Source organism: Phytohabitans rumicis, from assembly GCF_011764445.1.
GTDB classification, from domain to species: domain Bacteria; phylum Actinomycetota; class Actinomycetes; order Mycobacteriales; family Micromonosporaceae; genus Phytohabitans; species Phytohabitans rumicis.
In genome coordinates, this window is the sequence record NZ_BLPG01000001.1 from 7,833,277 (window position 1) to 7,852,800 (window position 19,524).

Below are 19,524 nucleotides of genomic sequence, written 5' to 3' on the forward strand. Positions count from 1 at the left end.
GCTACCACCTATGTTCTCCATCCAGGACATCCCGTTCAGCTACCGCGGATCCTGGCTCAACATTTCCCCGGTGGTAGCCGAGAAGACGTACGCCGACGACCTGCATCTGGTCTCGCACCAGACCGGCCTGCACCCCGTACTCCGTTTCACACCGTCCCATCTGGACGCCACCGTCGTCGCGACGCCGGCCCTGCTGACCTGGCAGCACGAGACCGGCCGGGTCGAGCTGGCCTACGAGGGCCCGGACACCATCCGGGTACGCGGCGACGGGCTCGGAATGCGGATCGCCGCGGCCGCGGCCACCCTGACCCCGTTCAGCGGCACCTACCTCTACCGCGACCCGGTCGACGGCTCCCACGTGTTCACCTCCTACGAGACCGGCCGCCGCTACCGCCTCACCGTGCTGCACGGCGAGCTGGCCGGATCCGACGGCGTGCAGGCCCTCGGCGCCGCCGACCGAGGCGTCACGCTGCCGGCCGGGCAGCCGTGGGAGATCGCCATCGAGGAGTACGAGGCCGCCCGCCGGCCGTACGCCTCCACCGCCCTCTTCGACGACCTCGTCCGCGCCGCGGCGGCCGCGTTCACCGCGTTCGTCGACGCGGTGGCCCCGTGGCGCGGCCCGCAAACGCCCGCCGCCGAGCTCGCCGCGTACGTGTTGTGGTCGGCCACCGTCGCCCCGGCCGGCTTCCTCACCCGACCCGCTGTGCTGATGTCCAAGCACTGGATGGACAAGGTCTGGAGCTGGGACCACTGTTTCAATGCCCTCGCGCTCGCCGCCGGTCAGCCGGAGCTGGCGTGGGACCAGTTTCAGCTCCCGTTCGACCACCAGGATCCGACCGGCGCATTGCCGGACTCGGTTACCCACTCGGAGGTTCTCTACAACTACGTCAAGCCGCCCATCCACGGGTGGGCGCTGGGCAGGCTGCGCCGGCAGTTGTCCACACTGGATCGTGCCGAGCTGACCAGGACGTACGACCGGTTGGCGCGGTGGACGGACTTCTGGCTCGCCGCCCGGCGGGCGCCCGGCCACGACCTGCCGCACTACCAGCACGGCAACGACAGCGGCTGGGACAACGCCACCACCTTCGACGGCGACCGCGTCGTCGAGACCGCGGACCTGGCCGCCTTCCTCGTCCTCCAACTGCGCTGCCTGGCCGACCTGGCGGGCGAGCTTGGGATGCCCACCACCAGTTGGGCAGTGACCGCCGACCGGATCCAGGCCGCGATGCTCGACCAACTGTGGAACGGCGAGCGGTTCACCGCCCGTAGTGCGGAAACCGGCCAACCACAGGCGAGCACCAGCCTGCTCGACCTCATGCCCATCATCCTGGGCGCCGACCTGCCCGCGGACGTCAGCGCGGCGCTCGCCCGGCGCATCGAAACCCACCTGACCGCCCACGGCCTGGCCACCGAACCGGTCGACTCGCCGCACTACACCGCCGACGGGTACTGGCGCGGCCCGATCTGGGCTCCCTCCACTGTGCTCATCGAGGACGGCCTGCGCCGCGCCGGCCACACCGACCTCGCCGACGAGATCAGTCACCGGTTCCGTGCCCTGTGCGAGAAGTCCGGCTTCGCCGAGAACTTCGACGCCGAAACCGGCACCGGCCTGCGTGACCGCGCCTACACCTGGACCGCCAGCAGCTACCTCATCCTCGCCGCCGCCTACGAACTGAGGGGATCCTCGACATGACAAGGAAGTTAGCCGCCGCCGCGCTCGCCGCCGTGGTCCTAATCGGACTACCGGTCCCGGCGATGGCAGCGGACACCGACGGGCTCGTGCTGCACTACGACTTCGAGGGCGACCTGTCCGGCGGCGTGGTCACCGACCGGTCCGGCTCGGGCCTGAACGGCACGCTCGTCAACCCGGGCGCCGCGACCTCAACCACCGGCGCGGACGGCTCGCAGGCACTGCAGCTGCCCGGCGGCGCCGCCGGCTCCAGCACCGCGCCGTACGTGTCGATCCCCAACGGGCTCTTCGCCGGCCGCACCGCCACCACGATCTCCACCTGGGTCAAGTGGGCCGGCGGTGCGGACTTCCAATGGGTCTACTGCATCGGCAAGGACCTCAACACCGCCACCTTCATCACCCCGTCCTACAGCGGGGTGAGCAAGACCCGCTCGTCCATCAAACCGGTCAACGGCGGGTCGGAGGTCGGTGTCGACGCCACCCAGAAGCTGCCCACCGACCAGTGGGTCAACCTCGTCACCACCATCGACGGGCAGAGCATCAGCTACTACATCAACGGCGCGAAGATCGGCAGCACCACCGCCACCCTTAACCTCGGCGCCACCATGCACTCGGCGACCAACACCACCTCCGGGTTCCTGGGCAAGCCGTTCTGGGGCGGGCACCCGTTCCTGGCCGGCGCGCTGGACGACTTCCGGGTCTACGACACCGCGTTCACCGACGCGCAGGTGGCCGGGCTCGCCGGAGACCACCTCGCGACGCTGACCACGGTCGAGCAGACCACGGTGGACGTCGCCACCAACGTCGGCACCGCGCCGAGCCTGCCTTCGGTGACCGCGGCGTACTCGGACGGCATCGACCGCGAGACCCCGGTCGCCTGGAACGCGGTCGACCCCGCCTCGTACGCCCGCCGCGGCACGTTCACCGTCACCGGGGTGGTCACCGGCACGGACATCACGGTGACGGCGAACGTCCGCGTGGTCGGCCTGGGCGACCTGACGATCGACCTGGGCACGAACACCGGGGACTTCCACGGCGGCGCCTCCGGCACGCTGTACGGCCTCTACGGCGAGGGCGTACCGTCACGCAACCTCATCGAGGGCATGCGGCTTCGTACCGTCTCCACCAAGGCGCAGGACGGCCCGCAGCACCCCGGTGCCGACGCCCTGGAGGTGGTCAAGCCGCTGGCCGACAGCACCGACGGCGACGTGTACATCTACATGACCGACATCTACCGCGGCTTTCCGTACCAGTGGCCGGGCGACACCCCGCAGGCACGGTTGGACGACTTCAAGGCCAAGATCGTCAAGCAGGTCGACCAGGTGCTGACGTTGGAGCCGCGGTACCAGGACAACATCGTCTTCGTGCCGTTCAACGAGCCGGAAGGCAACATGTTCGGCACCGGCGAGTGGAGCTACAACCGGGTCAGCTGGCTCTCCGACCCGCAGTACTACTTCGCCGCCTGGGACGAGGTGTACGCCCTGATCAAGGCGAAGATGCCGGACGCCCGGATCGCCGGCCCGAACACCAGCGTCCTCTACGACCAGGTGCGCGGGTTCCTCGCCCACACGGTCGCGGCGGGCACCGTGCCCGAGGTGATGACCTGGCACGAGCTGAGCGATCCGGCCCGGATCCGCACCAGCGTCGCCAGGTACCGCGCCTGGGAGGACGAGGTGCTCGGCGGCCGGCACCTGCCCATCAACATCAACGAGTACGCCTTCAACTACCACACCTCGGTGCCCGGCCAGATGATCCAGTGGGTGTCGGCTATCGAGGAGTCCAAGGTGGACGCCGACATCGCGTACTGGAACATCGACGGCAACCTCAGCGACTCCGCCGTCCAGGCCAACCGGGGCAACGGGCAGTGGTGGCTGCTGCACGCGTACGCCCAGATGAGCGGCCACACGGTCACGGTGACCCCGCAGTTCCCCAATGTCAGCTACACCATGCAGGGCGTGGCCACAGTGGACGCCTCCAAGAACCAGGCGCGGGCCCTGTTCGGCGGCGCGTCCGGCGACGGACTGGTCACCTTCCAGAACGCCGGCATGTTCGGTGCCACCGCGCACGCCATCGTCCAGGAGATCCCGTGGACCGGGCAGATCGGCGACTCACCCCAGCCGGAGGTCGTCGCGGAGTTCGACCAGCGGGTATCCGGCGGCACCGTGACCGTGGACTTCGGGAGCGTCCTGCCCAAGCTGAAGGAGTCCTCGGCGTACCAGATAATCCTGACCCCGGGCCGCAACGCCACCTCGCAGGCTGTGCCCCCGACGCTCTTTAGCGCCAGCTACGAGGCCGAGGACGCCGCGCACAGCGGCTCCCCCTACTACCGCAACGGCCCCGAAGGCACACCCTCCAATGTGTCCAAGTTCTACACCTCCGGCACCTACAACGTCGGCGGCCTGCGCACCGGCTCCGGCCTGACGCTGGACTTCCCCGTCTCGGTGCCGCAGACCGGCGTGTACGACCTGAGCGTGTTCGCCAACTCCCTCAACACTTTTGGCGCCGTCGCCGAACAGGGCCCGACCAACGTCTTCCTGCGCGTCGACGGGGGAGCGGAACAGGAACTGCACCTGCCGCTGGGCTACAAGTGGGTGGTGTGGGACCACTCCGACACCACGGTCGCGCTCACCAAGGGCGACCACGTGATCAGCCTGGCCGCGCGGAGCCTGGACGGCACGAAGACCACCAAGGGCGACGCGATCGTCGACCGCATCACCCTCGCGCTGCCCAACCCCGCCGCCGCCCAAGCCATCTACGAGGCCGAGTACGCCACGCTCAGCGGCGCCCGCGTCGACTACAGCCGCCGCGGCGTGTCCGGCGCCGGTCGCGTCAACCTCGCCGCCCGGCAGTCCGCCACCTTCTGGGTGTACGCCGCCAGCGACCGCGAGCACACCGTCCACATCGACACCGGCGGCGGCAGTGGCCGCGCGACCCTGACCGTGAACGGCCAGCGGGTCACCGACGTCAAGAAGTCGACCGAGGCGAAGGTGTTTCTGTCCGGCGGCATCAACAAGGTGACCGTGACCGGCGACTCCGGCAACCTCTACCTGGACCGGATCCGGGTCGCGGCCACCTCGGGCACGCTGCGCACCACATGGTACGAGGCGGAATCCGCCACCCTGGCCGGCTCCGCCACGGTCAGCGGCACGGCGGTCACCGGCGTCGGCGGCGAACCGGGCAACGCCAACACGCTCACCTTCGACGTCCAGGCCCCGGCCGCCGGCACGTACGCCCTGACCGTCCGCTACGCCAACCCGGAGCAGTCGCCCGCCTCCCACTACAACCCCGACCCCCTCGCCCGCCCCGCCGACATCTCCGTCAACGGGGGAGCGGCGCGGCGGACCCTGTTCCCGCATACGTTCCACGCCAACAACTTCTGGTACCTGACCATCCCGGTCCAGCTCAAGGCCGGCCACAACACCGTCCGATTCTCGTCCGAGGAGCAGCCCGACTTCGACGGCACCACGTACATCAGCACCCGCTACCCCGAGCCCTTGCGCTCCCGCTACGCCCCGCTAATCGACAAGATCGCCATCACCCCCTACGCCGGCTAGCGCCCCCAAATCCCGTCGATCTTGAAGTTTTCAGGTGCCATATCGGGCATCTGGGCATGACAACTTCAAGATCGACGGGTTGATGGGGTGGTCGGGGTGTCTACGGTGGAGGGTGTTGTCCCCTTTGGACGTGGAGGCCGCGATGAGCGGAGCGAGTCGGATAGTTATCGGCGCACTGGGCGCCCTGCTGGTGGCGGCGGGACGGTTGCGACGATTTGGGGATGATCGCCGATAAGGATGTCAACTCGGTTGGGCTGGCGGCGATCTTCATCGTCGGAGTCGCGCTGGTCTACGCGGGGATCTTCAACCTGTTGCCCGCGGAGATCGGCATCGGCGACAAAGGCAAAATCAAGATGCAGGCGGCGGCCGACGCCGTGAAGGCCGTCAAGGAGGCCGCTTCCAGCGAGGCGTCCGCGATCGCCAACACCCCGACGGTGCTGCAGGAGGTCGTGTCGGCCAGGGACGAGACGGAGGCGGCGACCGCCGTGGAGAACGCGCTGAAGGAGCTCGTGAACCGCATGCCCGCGACCGCCGACGTGATCCGCAACGTGCAGTAGGACCGCCGTCACCCGTCCGCTGGCCGGTCAGTGGTGGAGCGCCTGCGGGAGACGCCGGCCCCGCCAGGCCGCCGATCAAGGGCTTTCGCGTCGATCAAGGGCGTACGGCCGTGGTTTGATCTCCGATCCACGACCATATGCCCTTGATCGACGGCATTCTCCTTGATCGCTACGGTCGGAGCGGAGGGGAGGATGACGATGACCGAGTCCACCGACCGCCAGATCTGTCCACATTGCCACCTTCCGGCGGTGCCGATCCTCTATGGGTACCCGGGCGGGGACGGCGCGGAGTTGCTGCACATCGGCCGGCCATCCGCTGACCGCCCGGGCCACGCCAACCCCGGCCGAGCTCGAGGCCATCATTGACCGGTACCTACGGGTGGGAAACCATCCCGACGAGCCATAAGGCGAGACTTTTTCATTTCTTGCGCGCCGCGGTCTTCCGTTCCCCTGCTTTGATCGATATCTTTCGCGGCGTGAAGCGTGCTCTCGGTGTCCTTGGGGCCGGTGTCCTGGCCGTTGCGTTGATCGTCGTCCCGCAGCCGGCGTTCGCCGCGGATGCGTCCTATCGGACGCTGAGCGCCGCGCGCAACCCGGACTGGATGGGTGGCCTGGCCTCGGGTGCGAGCCTGGCGGCGCTGTCGATTCCGGGTACGCACGAGACGCTGGCCATCCACGGCGGTGACTACGTGCAGGCCCAGGAGAACTTCGGGGACAGCGCCGCGACGCTGACGGCGCAGCTCAACGCGGGGATCCGGATGATCGACATCCGGGCACGGGTCAACGAGGGAAACACCTTCACGATCCACCACGGGGCGACCTACCAGGTGGCGAACTTCGATGACGTGCTGGACAAGCTGGCCGCCTTCCTCGCGGCTCATCCTGGCGAGACCGTGATCATGCGGCTCAAGCAGGAATGTACTGGGGAGACAGGTTCCTGCGTCGACGCCTCGGGCCAGAACAGCTTTCCGGACATCTTCGACGCGTACGTGGCGGCGCGTCCCGGCCTGTTCTGGGCGCCGTCGGTGACCCGGGCGAGCGCGGCGGCGGTGCCCACGCTCGGCGCGGTCCGCGGCAAGGTGGTGCTGGCCGTGCTGAACGGGCCGCGCGGCGGTCGCTTCTCCAACTACGGCCTGGCGCAGTTCTCCGGGTGGAACGACGGCTCGTCGACCTACGTCCAGGACGAGTACAACGTGCCGTCGGTCTTCTCGATCCCGGCCAAGCGGGAGGCGGTCAGCGACTTCCTGGCGACCACGAACGCCGGCGATCCGACCAAGTTGTACGTCAACTTCGCCAGCGGCGCGGGCGCGGGAGCCCCACCCTATTGGGTGGCCGGCGGGGCGCTCTGGGAGCAGGGGGTCGACCCCTACGTGCTGGACTACCTCAACGACAACACGCTGAGCCGTACCGGTGTGCTGATGCTCGACTTCCCCGGCGGCGGCCTCATCAACAAAATCATCTCAATCAACTGAGGATCCGGGCCGCCTTAGCGCCGGACGTTGGCGACAAAGGCGGCGAGCGCCGCGGTGTATGCCTCCAGTGCCTCGAGGTCGTACCGCTGGTGTGGGGTGAGGTGCCCGGCGGCCAGCCGCTGCTGCGGTCCTGGAGCAGCCATCCGGAAAGGACGGTCTCCTGCCGGGTCCGCAGCAGGGTCTTGGTGGAGCAGGTGACGGTGAAGTCCTGCGGCACCCGCGCCCTGGACGCCGTCGCGGCGGCGGTCCGGGCGTCCCGGAAGAGGGCGGCGGACAGCTCCTGCCGGTACGGCTCGGAATGGCGCCTGGCCTCCGCCTTCCCGCAGGACGGGCACAGGTCCGTGGCGTTGGCGACCTGGTGACCGCGGCACGTGCGGCAAAGATGGGTCACCGGACGGTACGGCTGCTGTTGTCGCTGGGCGGCGGCCTGGTTCGCGGCGTACACCACCTCCGCCGGTGGTCCACCGGGCCAGGCGGCATGGAAGCCGCGGTGTGGATCGAACATCTGGGCAGTGTCATCCACGCGCGGCCGAGCCGCTGTCGGGCAGCCGACTCCCGGCCTCGGACCGGGTCGCGGTGATTTCAGCTGGCATCATGATCGAATGCGTTCCTCGGTCGCGGTCGTGCATGAGTTGGTTTCGCAGCTACAGCCCGTTGACGAGACGGAGGCCGCGCATCGGTCCCAGGTTCTGTGGTGGCTGAGCCGCACCGACGACGTTTTCCGGCGGGTCAAGCCCACGGTGCCGCCGCAGCACTTGGTGTCGTACGTGGTGCCGGTCGATGCCGCCGACGGCAGTATCCTGCTGGTCGATCACGTCAACGCCGGTCTATGGCTGCCGCCCGGCGGGCACGTGGAGGTAGACGAGCATCCGGCGCGGACCGCCCAGCGTGAGGCTCACGAGGAACTCGGGCTGACCGCCGCCGATCCGGAGCTTGACCAGCGGCCGATGTTCCTGACGGTCACGGAAACCGTCGGCATGGATGCCGGGCATACCGACGTGAGCCTGTGGTTCGTGCTCGACGGCCGGCGGGAACAGGCGCTGAGCCCTGATCATGGAGAGTTCCATCGGGTGCGCTGGTGGGCACCGGCAGAGCTGCGGGCAGCGGACCCGTCCCGGTTCGACCCGCATTTGCTGCGCTTCCTCGACAAGCTGGAGCGGAGTCCAGGCTCTTCTGAATTCAGCTAAGGCTGTATCGTCGAGTCGTGTTGACGGTCTCTTCGCGAGCGGGCGTGCTGGCGCGTTTCGGCCATGCCCTGTCCGATCCGACCCGGTGCGGGCTGCTGTTGGCGTTGCGTGACGGGCCGGCGTTCCCCGCCGACCTCGCGGACGCGCTGGGGCAGGGTCGGCGGACCCGGTACGAGCTGGCCGACCAGCGGCTGGCCCACGCACTGTCCGATTTGGTCGAGCTGGCGCTGGCCATCGACGCCACGACCGCGTGCCCCGTCGACAGCAGCGGGGCCTGCTGAGGAGCCCTATCTGTCCCGCGTCCACGGCACGACCTACACCGGGTACGCCGCCCGGGTGGGCCGGTTCCTGCCCGGCATCGGCACCCTTCGGTAGCCGCATTCGCAGGTTCCGCCCTAGGCACAACGACCTCCGTCGTGTACCGGCCACCTGATGATCATCTTTTCGACATTTGTGATCTCTAATCTCCGGCGACAGCCAACGTAGAGATCAAGGTGGGCACGGACATGACCGAGCGGCATCCCATGCCGAAGTGGACAGACCCTGACGTACGCCGGGCCCGCCGGAGTTGGCTGTTAGCGGTCGTGATGGTGGTGGCGTCCACAGTGGCGTTGCCCCCCGCGCGCACGGCGGTCGCCGCACCGGCGGCGCGGGTGATCGGGGAGGCCGAGGCACGCGCCGAGGCGGTGGCTTCGGGTGGGCGGGTCGAGGCGACGGCCCTGCGGACCGAGCGGCAGCAGGTGTTCGCGAACCCGGACGGGTCGTTCACATTGGAGCAGTCGGTCGTTCCCGTGCGGGTGCGCCGGGGCTCCGGCTGGGTGGCGGTGGACACCACGCTGCGCCGGACCGCGGAGGGCATGGTCGCGCCGAACGCGACCACATTGGACATGGCCTTCTCCGCCGGCGGTGACAATCCTCTGGTACGCCTCCGGCGCGACGGCCGGGAGATGGCGTTGAGCTGGCCGGGGCGGCTGCCTGAGCCGGTGCTCAGCGGTGAGGTGGCCACGTACCCCGAGGTGCTGCCGGGTGTGGACCTGACCGTGCGCGCCGAGGTGGAGGGCTTCTCGCAGCTGCTGGTGGTGAAGTCGGCGCGGGCGGCGGCGAACCCGGCGCTGTCGCGGGTACGGCTGCGCACGGCCACCAAGGGCCTGAGCGTGCGCGCCGCCGCGGACGGCACGCTCGCCGCGGTCGACCCGGCGGGTGCGACGGTGTTCGCGGCGCCCACGCCGTACATGTGGGACTCGTCGGACGGCGCCGCCGCGCGGAAGCCGGCCGGCAAGGTCCGCGCGATGCGGGTGGGCGTGGGCGCCGGCGAACTCGCGCTCGTGCCGGACCGGGCGCTGCTGACCGGCACCGCCACCCGGTACCCGGTCTACATCGACCCGTCGTGGTCGGGTTCGCGCACGGCGTGGACGCAGGTGTGGAGCAACCTGCCGACCACCTCGTTCTGGAACGGGGCGAACGACGCGGAGGACGAGGCCCGGGTGGGCTTCGACGCGCTGGACGGCAAGAAGACCCGGTCGTTCTTCCGGTTCGACACGTCGGGCGTGAAGGGCAAGCACATCCTCAAGGCGACGTTGCAGACGTTCGAGGTGTGGTCCTACTCGTGTACGGCCCGCGAGGTGCAGGTCTGGGAGACCGGCGGGATCTCCTCGGCCACGACGTGGAACAAGCAGCCGAGCTGGATCAGCAAGCTGACCGCGAAGAGCTTCGCCAAGGGGTGGTCGTCGTCGAGCTGCCCGGCCGGTGGCGCGGAGTTCACGGTGACCGCGCACGTGGCGAAGGCGGCCAAGAACGGCTGGGACTCCATCACCGAAGGCATGCGGGCGTCGGCGACCGCCGAGTCCAACAGGGACCCGCACTCCTGGAAGCGGTTCCGTAACAACCCGTCGATCACGATCGTCTACAACACGGTGCCGGGCAAGCCGACCAACCTGACCACGGACGGCTCCACCACCTGCACCACCGGCTCCGGCCGGCTGGTCATCGGCACGGCCACGCCGACCCTGCGGGCCTCGGTCAGCGACGCGGACAACGCGGTGAAGGCACATTTCCAGTGGTGGAAGGGCGACGGCTCCGCGATGGTGGGGGAGTGGACGTCGGCGTCGATGGCGGGCAAGAAGCCGACGACGGTGGCGAAGCCGATCCCGTCCGGGGCGTTCGCGAACGGCGCGGTGGCGAAGTGGCGGGTACGCGCGACCGACGGCACCGACAGCAGCGCGTGGAGCCCGTGGTGCGAGTTCCAAGTGGACACCAGCCGGCCGCCGATCCCGACGCTCACGTCGACGGCGTTCCCGGACGGCGCCGAGGGCGACGCGGTGATGGGCCGGTCCTCCACCGTGGTGATCTCGGCGAACGGCGGCACCGACGTCGCCTCGTACGAGTACGTGCTGAACGGCGACTCGACCGCCCTGTCCAAGAAGGCGACGCCCGCCGCGCGCGGCGGCTCGGTCACCGTCTCGGTGACGCCGGACCGGTTCGTGAACTGGTTGCACGTGCGCTCGGTGGACGGCGCGTCGAACAAGTCGGCGGTCGCGACCGTGGTCTTCTACGCCGACGTCCCGTCCGGTCCGACGGGGGACTGGGCGCTCGATGAGACCGCCGATGGCGCGGTCGCCGAGGACTCCACGGTCAACGCCCGGCACGCCACGCTCGTGGGCGGGTCCACATGGGAGGACGGCGTCGCCGGCGGCGCCCTGCACCTGGACGGCACGACCGGGTACGCCCAGACGACCGGGCCGGTGCTGGACACCTCGGCGTCGTTCTCGGTCTCGGCCTGGGCGCGCCTGACCGGCAAGACCGGCAACCGCGGGGTGATCAGCCAGGACGGCACCCACCGCAGCGCCTTCTACCTCCAGTACCTCGCGTCCCCCGACCGGTGGCGGTTCTCCTTCCCGGTGGCCGACAGCGTGGAGCGGCCCAGCTACGTGACGGTCGACTCGACGTCGTCGGTGCCGCTGGGCGAGTGGGTGCACCTCACCGGCGTGTACGACAAGGACGCCGGCCAGATCCGGCTCTACGTCAACGGCGCGCTCCAGGGCACGGCCAGCTACGCCGCGGCCTGGAACGGCACCGGGCCGCTGACCATCGGGCGGGCGAAGACCAACGACACCCTGGTCGACTTCTGGGCCGGCGACCTCGACGGGGTCCGGGTGTACGACCGGGTGCTGCTGCCCGGCGAGCTGCAGCAGGTGCCCCGGCTGACGAGTCACTGGAAGCTGGACGAGACCTCGGGTACGGCGGCCACGGACGCGGTCGGCGGGCGTACCGCGACGTGGTCGGCGAGCGGCGTGTCCCGCACCACCGGGGTGAGCGGCAACGGTGTGGCGGTCAACGGCACCGCCGGCGTGCTCACCACGTCGGGCCCGGCGGTCCGCACCGACGGCAGCTTCTCGGTGAGCGCGTGGGTGCGCCCGGACGCGTTGACGAAGAACGGGATCGCGGTCAGCCAGTTGGGCGGCGCGGTCGGCGGGTTCAACCTCGGCTGGGCGTGGGACGCCGACTACTCCGCCTACCTGTGGTCGATCCGCACCTCCTCGACCGACGCCTCGGGGGCGGCACTGCGCGAGGCGTCCGACCTGTTCGACGTGCCCACGGTGGGCACCTGGACCCACCTGGTTGCCGTGTACGACGCGGAGGCACACAAGCTGCGGCTCTATGTGGACGGTCAGGCCGTCGACGAGACCTACCACGCCGGCTCCTGGAACGCCGGCGGCAACGTCCTACTGGGCCGAGGCCAGGCGTCGAACGTGACGTTCTCGCAGTATCTGACGGGCGGCATCGACGACGTCCGGACGTACTCGGGTGTGCTCAGCGACCAGGAGGTCTTCGACATCTACACCGCGATCACGAACGCGTAGCCACAGACCGGGACCTGGGGAGAAACCGTGAAGAAGTGGATTGCCGCCGCGGCCGCGGCGGTGATGGCGGGCAGCCTGCTGGTCGCCGAGCCGGCCGCGGCGTCGAAGCCGGCGCCGGAGCCGCCGCTGTGGCGGGCGCCCGCCACGCAGACCGAGAAGTCGGTGCCGGTCAAGGACTTCGCGCCGCGCGCCGAGCGGGCCCGGCCCGCGGTCGTCGGCGCGCAGCCGGCGACCGTGGCGTGGCCGGCTTCCGGCGAGGCCGAGGTGTCGCTGAGCCGCACCCGGACGCGGGCCGGCAAGACGCCGGTGTCCGTCGGTGCGGCGACGACCGGTACGGCACGGGTGCGGGTGCTCGACCGGGCGGCCGCGGACCGGGCCGGCGTGCCCGGCCTGCTGTTCACCGTCGGCGCCGCCGAACGCAAGGGCGTGAGCGTCTCGGTGGACTACTCGTCCTTCCGGAACGCGTACGGCGGCGACTGGGCGTCCCGGCTGCGCCTCGTCGAGTTGCCGGCGTGCGCGCTGTCCACACCGGACCGTGCCGAGTGCCGTACCGCCACACCGTTGCCGACGCGGAACGAGGTGCGCGAAGGGACGCTGAGCGCGGAGGTGACCGTCGGTGCGACCACCGTGCTCGCCGCCGCCGCTGCCCCGAACGGCAGCGGCGGTGACTACGAGGCCACCCCGCTGTCCCGCTCCTCGTCCTGGGACGTCGGCGGCGCGGCCGGTGACTTCTCCTGGTCGTACCAGATGGACGCCCCGCCGGCGTTCGGCGGCCCGGCGCCGGACCTGGACCTGCGGTACAACTCCAGCGGCGTCGACGGCCGTACCGCGTCCACCAACAACCAGACCTCCTGGGCGGGCGAGGGCTGGGATCTGACCGAGGGCTTCGTCGAGCGGCGGTACAAGTCCTGTTCGGACGATGTGAGCACCACGCCGAAGCCGTACGACCTGTGCTGGGAGACCGACAACGCCTTCCTGAACCTCGGTGACAAGACCACCGAACTGGTCAAGGACGCCACCACCGGCGCATGGCGGCTGCGCAACGACGACGGGTCCAAGGTGGAGCGGCTGAGCGGCGTGACCAACTGGGACAACGACGGCGAGTACTGGAAGCTGACCACCACGGACGGCACGCAGTACTTCTTCGGCATGCACCGGCTGCCCGGGTGGACCGACGGCGGGGCGGTGACCCAGTCGGTGTACACGGCGCCGGTCTACGGCAACGACGCCGGCGAGCCCTGCCACGCGTCCACGTTCGCGGCGTCGTACTGCACCCAGGCGTGGCGGTGGAACCTCGACTACGTGGTCGACCCGAACGGCAACGCGATGTCGTACTGGTACACGAAGGAGTGGAACTACTACGGCCGTAACCGGGTCGCGACCGACGACACCGCGTACGTCCGCGGCGGCTACCTGAGCCGGATCGACTACGGCCAGCGATCCGACACCATCTACACCGCGTCGGCGCCGGCGCGGGTCGTCCTCGGGGTCGAGGAGCGGTGCGCGGCGGGGGCGACCTGCGGCACGGAGACCATCACGAAGGACACGGCCAAGAACTGGCCGGACGTGCCCTATGACCAGAACTGCAACTCGGGTGCGACGTGTACGGAGCTGTTCGCGCCGACGTTCTGGTCGCGCAAGCGGCTCAAGACGGTGACCACCAGGGTCCTGGTGTCCGGCACGACGTACAAGGACGTGGACGCCTACACCCTGGCGTACGCGTTTCGTGAACCGGGCGACGGCACGTCGCCGCAGCTGTGGCTGTCGTCCATCGCCCACAGTGGAAAGGTGGGCGGAAGCGCGGCGCTGCCGGCGGTGACGTTCGAGGGCACCCAGTTGGAGAACAGGGTGGACGCCGAAGAGGGCATCCCGCCGATGTACCGGTGGCGGCTCACCGACGTGTACGACGAGTTCGGCGGGCACGTGCGGGTCAACTACTCGGGCAAGGAGTGCACCCGCGCGAACCCGCCGACGCCGGACGCCAACACCAAGCGGTGCTTCCCGCACTACTGGACCCCGGAGGGCGCGACCGCGCCCAAGCTCGACTGGTTCCACAAGTACGTCGCGGTGCAGGTGCTGCAGGACGACCAGTCCGGCGTGGCGGGGATCGAGCAGACCGACTACGAGTACTCCGGCGGCGGCGCCTGGCGCTACGACGACAACGAGCTCACGCCGGCGAAGTACCGGACGTGGAGCGAGTGGCGCGGGTTCGCGCGAGTGAAGGTGACCCACGGCGCGTCGGGTGACGTGCGGTCGCAGACCGAGACGCTTTACTACCGCGGCATGGACGGCGACAAGCTCTCCAGCGGCACCCGATCCGCGACGGTGACCGACTCCGAAGGCGTGGCGGTCGCCGACCACGAGGCGCTGTCCGGAAACCCGCGCGAGCTGATCACCTACAACGGGCCGGGCGGCGCGGTGCTGGACGGCGAGATCCGCGACTACTGGATCTCGGCGGCCACGGCGACCCGCGGCTCCACCAAGGCGTACCTGTCCGGGGTCACGAAGAAGCGCAACCGGCTCGCGCTCGCGGCCGGCGGCTGGCAGCGCACCGAGGTGCAGACCGCCTACGACTCCTACGGCCTGCCGACGCAGGTCAACGACCTGGGCGACACGTCGAAGAGCGACGACGACGAGTGTGTGCGGACCACGTACACCACCCGGGACACGTCGAAGTGGCTGGTCGGGTTCGCGGCACGGGAGGAGCGGGTGGCGGTGGCGTGTACCGCGACGCCGTCCCGCCCGGCCGACGTGCTCTCCGACGTGCGGACGTTCTACGACGGCTCGACCACGGCCGGTGCCGCGCCCAGCAAGGGCGACGTGACGCTGACCCAGGAGCTGGCCTCCTACTCGGGCAGCACACCAGCGTACGTGCAGTCGACCCGGGCCACGTACGACATCTACGGCCGCACGCTCGACTCGTTCGACGCGTTGAACCGCAAGACCAGCACCCGCTTCACCCCGGCGACCGGTGGCCTGGTGACCAGCGGCACGCTTACCAACGCGCTCGGACACGAGGTGACCACCACGTACGAGCCGGCGTGGGGCGAGGAAACCTCCATCGTGGACGCCAACGGCCGGCGCACCGACCTGACGTACGACCCGCTCGGCCAGCTCACCGCCGTGTGGCTGCCCGGACGGTCCAAGGCGGACGGTGAGACGGCGAACGAGAAATACACCTACCTGGTCCGCACCAACGCCCCGAACGTGGTCACCACCGAGACGGTACGCGACGACGGCGGGTACGACGCCGGGTACGAGCTCTTCGACGGCCGGCTGCGGCCGCGGCAGACCCAGAAGCCGGCGCCGGACGGCGGCCGGATCGTCACCGACGCGTTCTACGACTCGCGCGGTCTGAAGGCCAAGACCAACGACGTCTACTGGAACGACGGGACGGCCGGCACGACGCTAGCGACGGTCACGGACAACACGGTGCCCGCCCAGACCGTCTACTCGTACGACGGCGACGAGCGGGAAACCACCGAGATATTCCGCTCGTACGGCACCGAGAAGTGGCGCACGCTGACGACGTACGGCGGCGACCGGGTGGCCGTCACCCCGCCGAGCGGCGGCACGGCCACCACGACGATCAGCGACGCCGCCGGCAAGACCGTCGAGTTGCGGCAGCACACCGGCGGCACCCCGTCGAGCGGCTACGACGTGACCAAGTACACGTACACCCGGGCCGGTGAGATCGCGAGCGTCACGGACGCGGCCGGGAACGTGTGGAAGTACGGGTACGACCTGCGTGGCCGCAAGACCCGGGACGAGGACCCGGACAAGGGCGTCACGTCGTACACCTATGACGACGCCGACCAGGTGCTCACCACGACGGACGCGCGGAGCAAGACCCTCGCGTTCACCTACGACGACCTAGGTCGCCGGACGGGCATGTACGAGGGCTCCACGGCGGGGACCAAGCTGTCCGAGTGGACGTACGACACCCTCGCGAAGGGCAAGCTCACGTCGTCCATCCGGTACGTGAACGGCAACCCCTACACCACCGCGGTCAACAACTACGACCCGATGTACCGCTCGCTGGGCACGACGGTGACGATCCCGGCCGCGGAGGGTGCGCTGGCCGGCAGCTACCGGGTCAACACCGGCTACACCGACACGGGACTGCCGCTGCTCACCTCCTATCCGGCGGCCGGCGGGCTGGCGGCGGAGACGCTGCGCTACAGCTACGACGTCAACGGCCGCCTGACCAGCGCCCAAGCCGGATTGTCCACAATGCTCACGGGCGCGACGTACACGCCGTACGGCGAACCGGCGCAGTACACCCTGCAAGCCGTTGCCGGCAAGCAGCTGGTGCAGACCTTCATGTACGACGACGCCACCCGCAAGCTGAGCCGGGCCATCGTCGACCGGAACGTCTCGCCCACCCGCCTCGCCGACGTCAACTACACCTATGACCCAGCGGGGAACGTCACGAAGGTCGCGGACGGGTCCGACGTGCAGTGCTTCACGTACGACTACCTGAAGCGGCTGACGAGCGCGTGGACGGCGACCAACGACTGCGCGACCGCGCCGAGCACGTCCGTCCTGGGTGGACCGGCGCCGTACTGGCAGTCCTGGACGTACGACAAGACCGGCAACCGGCTCACCGAAACGAACTACCACACCACCACCGGTGCCGGCACCACGAGCGACTACGCGTACCCGGCGGCGGGTGCGGCCCGGCCGCACGGCCTGAACAGCGTGACCACCAACGGCCAGACCACCAGCTACGGGTACGACGACGCCGGCAACACCACCACCCGGCCCGGCCAGGCCCTCACCTGGGACACCGAAGGCCACCTGGCCACGGTCACCGAGAACGGCAAGACGTCCGAGTTCCTCTACGACGCGGAGGGCGGCCGGCTGATCCGCCGCGACGCGGACACCGTGACGCTCTATCTCGGCGGGACCGAGCTGGAGCTGACCCGGACGACCGGCGCCGTCGGGGCGACCCGGTTCTACCAGCTGGGCACCATCGCCGCGGTGCGGTCCACGAGCGGCGGCCTGTCGTTCGAGGCGAAGGACCGGCTGGGCACCGCGCAGATCTCGGTCGACGCGGACGACCTGGCGGTCACGCAGCGGCGGTACCTGCCCTTCGGCGAGCAGCGCGGCGCGGTGCCGGCGAGCTGGCCGTCGGAGAAGGGCTACGTGGGCGGCACCGTCGACGGGACCGGCCTGACCCATCTCGGCGCCCGCGAGTACGACGCGGACACCGGGCGGTTCGTCTCGGTCGACCCGGTCATCGACCACACCGACCCGCAGCAGATGAACGCGTACGCCTACGCCAACAACACCCCCGTCACCCTGCACGACCCGGACGGCCGGTGGGCGGTGTTGCCGGGCGGCCACTACTGCGACGGGTGTAGCGGCGACTACGTACACAAGCCGTCGAAACCCAAGAAGAAGAAGGCGAAGAAGAAGAGCAGCGGCAGTAGTTCGACGTACTACTGCGACAGCTGCGACTACTCCAGGCCGGCCAAGAAGGTCTACCCGGGCGACCTGCGGCAGCACGACAACGCGATCGCGGCCGAGGCGCGCCGGCTGGCCCGGGAGTACGCCGCCAAGAAGGCCCGCGAGGAGGCCGCCAAGAAGGCCAAGCTGGCCGCGAAGAAGGCGGCGCAGAAGAAGTGGGACTCCTGCGTGGCCCAGTACGGCGTACAGCGGTCCGCGAAGTGCGGCGCGCGACCGATCGCCGCCACGAAGAAGAGCTCCGGCGTGGGCAGCGTGCTCAACCACCTCTACGAGCACATGTTCGCGGAGTGGTCGGTGTGCGCCGGCCACAACTGCGCCAAGATAAAGATCCAGGGCGGCAAGTTCCGCTTCGGCGCCTCGCGGCAGATGAAGTCGTCCAAGCCGTCGCTCGACACGCTGTTCCCCAACATCGGGTACTCGCACCTGGCCAGCGGCCGGGAGAAGCAGAGCATGTCGATCCAGACGGGCCGCTACTCCGTCGGCTGGGGGATCGACGACAAGGGCCAGATGAACTTCAACGACTGGGAGATCAAGGTCGGCACGACCCCACGGGGCGGCTGGTTCGGCCCACCCGAGATGAACGTCTCGTTCACCCGCTCCATCTGGGAGTACTTCCCGTGATTACTCGAAGCGGACGGTGTCGAGGCGGGTGGCGGTGTCCATGAACGGCAGGGCGGTCAGCGACACGGCGAACGCGGCCAGGACGCCCACACCGAGCCCGGCGAAGAATTCGCCGCTGGGCAGGATCCAGTCCTTGGGCGGGATCGTCGCGAGCGACTGGACCGTCGCCAGTCCCACGCCGAAGAGCACCGTGAGGGCGAGCGGGGCCCCGGTTTCCAGGAGGACGATGCGGCGCAGTTCGCCGATGCGTACCCCGGAGGCGCGCAACAGCGCGAACGGCCGGCGGCGCTCCAGGATCCCGGCGATCACCGAGACGGTCAGGCTGCACGCCGTGAACAGGAGGATGAACACCGTCGCGTACGGCAGCACGCTGGCGAACAGGGTCAGGTCCAGCAGCGGCTCCGCGGTCAGGTCCTCGCTGGTCTTGTTGCGCGACAGCGGCACCGCGACCGCGGCGAGCGTCCGGATCCGCTCCTGCGCGGCGGGCGTGCCGTCGGTGGGGATCAGCAGCGTCTGGATGGGCAATAGGTCGGCGTCGGGACCGGGCTCGGCGAAGGTCATCGGCTGGAAGATGCGGTCGGCGCTGCTCGGGTTCGGGTACGGCAGGGTGAACATGTCCTCCGCCCGCAGGAACTCCTGGCCGAAGGGGACACCCTCGCGGTACACCGGCAGCGGGCAGTCCAGGTCGGTGACCCGGGCCAGTTCGGTGCACGCGACGACGATCTGCGGGCCCGGCGCCAGGCGCGCGACGACCACGCCGTCGGACATGAGCGGGGCGAGCGCGGCGTCCGGCGCACCCTGCACGTGCACCGCGACGACACCGGGATCAAGCGGTGGTCGGCCGGGAGCGAGCAGGGACTGGTTGTCGGCGCGACCGGGTTGCTCGTTCGCCGCCACGGCGAAGCCCAGCGAGGTAGCCACGTAGATGGCGATGGCCGCGCCGCCGACCATGCGGAAGGTGCTGTAGGGGTCGGCCGCGATCCGCCGGGCCACGATGAGTGTGCTGGCGCTCCGGCTCAACCGGGCCATGCCGCGACTGATCCACATGCACACCCAGGCGCCGGCGAGGAAGAACCCGACCAATGTGGACAGCAGGGAGACCATAAAGACC

Annotated in this window: 10 protein-coding genes; 8 read left to right on the plus strand and 2 right to left on the minus strand. The window is 69.7% G+C overall.

Translation table 11 applies throughout. The annotated features are described in order from the left end of the window. Window positions 1-10 precede the first annotated feature (10 nt). From Prum_RS35625 to Prum_RS35640, 4 genes are all read left to right on the plus strand, one after another. Window positions 11-1,693, plus strand: coding sequence for an amylo-alpha-1,6-glucosidase (locus tag Prum_RS35625; RefSeq protein WP_173080790.1), 1,683 nt, complete (start codon window positions 11-13; stop codon window positions 1,691-1,693). Further along, on the plus strand, window positions 1,690-5,244 hold the full coding sequence (locus tag Prum_RS35630) for a LamG-like jellyroll fold domain-containing protein (RefSeq protein ID WP_173080792.1): 3,555 nt from the start codon (window positions 1,690-1,692) through the stop codon (window positions 5,242-5,244). Before Prum_RS35625 ends, Prum_RS35630 begins: the two co-directional genes overlap by 4 nt. Window positions 5,245-5,465: 221 nt before the next feature. Further along, window positions 5,466-5,801: a hypothetical protein gene (locus Prum_RS35635; RefSeq protein WP_173080794.1), complete on the plus strand. Its 336-nt coding sequence runs from the start codon at window positions 5,466-5,468 to the stop codon at window positions 5,799-5,801. A 476-nt stretch (window positions 5,802-6,277) separates the two neighbouring features. Next, complete coding sequence (locus Prum_RS35640; RefSeq protein WP_246278312.1) at window positions 6,278-7,273, plus strand: phosphatidylinositol-specific phospholipase C; 996 nt, start codon at window positions 6,278-6,280, stop codon at window positions 7,271-7,273. Here the strand turns inward: Prum_RS35640 and Prum_RS35645 are convergent. Beyond that, complete coding sequence (locus Prum_RS35645; protein WP_173080796.1) at window positions 7,266-7,778, minus strand: hypothetical protein; 513 nt, start codon at window positions 7,776-7,778, stop codon at window positions 7,266-7,268. The genes Prum_RS35640 and Prum_RS35645 overlap by 8 nt on opposite strands. A gap of 97 nt (window positions 7,779-7,875) precedes the next feature. On the opposite strand from Prum_RS35645, the gene Prum_RS35650 reads away from it, so the two are divergent. The 4 genes from Prum_RS35650 (at window position 7,876) to Prum_RS35665 (ending at window position 18,413) form a co-directional block, all read left to right on the plus strand. Next, entirely contained in the window at window positions 7,876-8,460 is a 585-nt protein-coding gene (locus tag Prum_RS35650) for an NUDIX domain-containing protein (protein WP_173080798.1), read from the plus strand. A 20-nt stretch (window positions 8,461-8,480) separates the two neighbouring features. After that, window positions 8,481-8,741 (plus strand): ArsR/SmtB family transcription factor, encoded by a 261-nt coding sequence (locus Prum_RS35655; protein WP_178132692.1) that lies wholly within the window; start codon window positions 8,481-8,483, stop codon window positions 8,739-8,741. A gap of 225 nt (window positions 8,742-8,966) precedes the next feature. Next, entirely contained in the window at window positions 8,967-12,320 is a 3,354-nt protein-coding gene (locus Prum_RS35660) for a LamG-like jellyroll fold domain-containing protein (protein WP_173080800.1), read from the plus strand. 27 nt (window positions 12,321-12,347) lie between these two features. Then, complete coding sequence (locus tag Prum_RS35665) at window positions 12,348-18,413, plus strand: RHS repeat-associated core domain-containing protein (protein WP_173080802.1); 6,066 nt, start codon at window positions 12,348-12,350, stop codon at window positions 18,411-18,413. On the opposite strand, the gene Prum_RS35670 is transcribed toward Prum_RS35665, so the two are convergent. Then, entirely contained in the window at window positions 18,414-19,517 is a 1,104-nt protein-coding gene (locus tag Prum_RS35670) for an FtsX-like permease family protein (RefSeq protein ID WP_173080804.1), read from the minus strand. Window positions 19,518-19,524 lie beyond the last annotated feature (7 nt).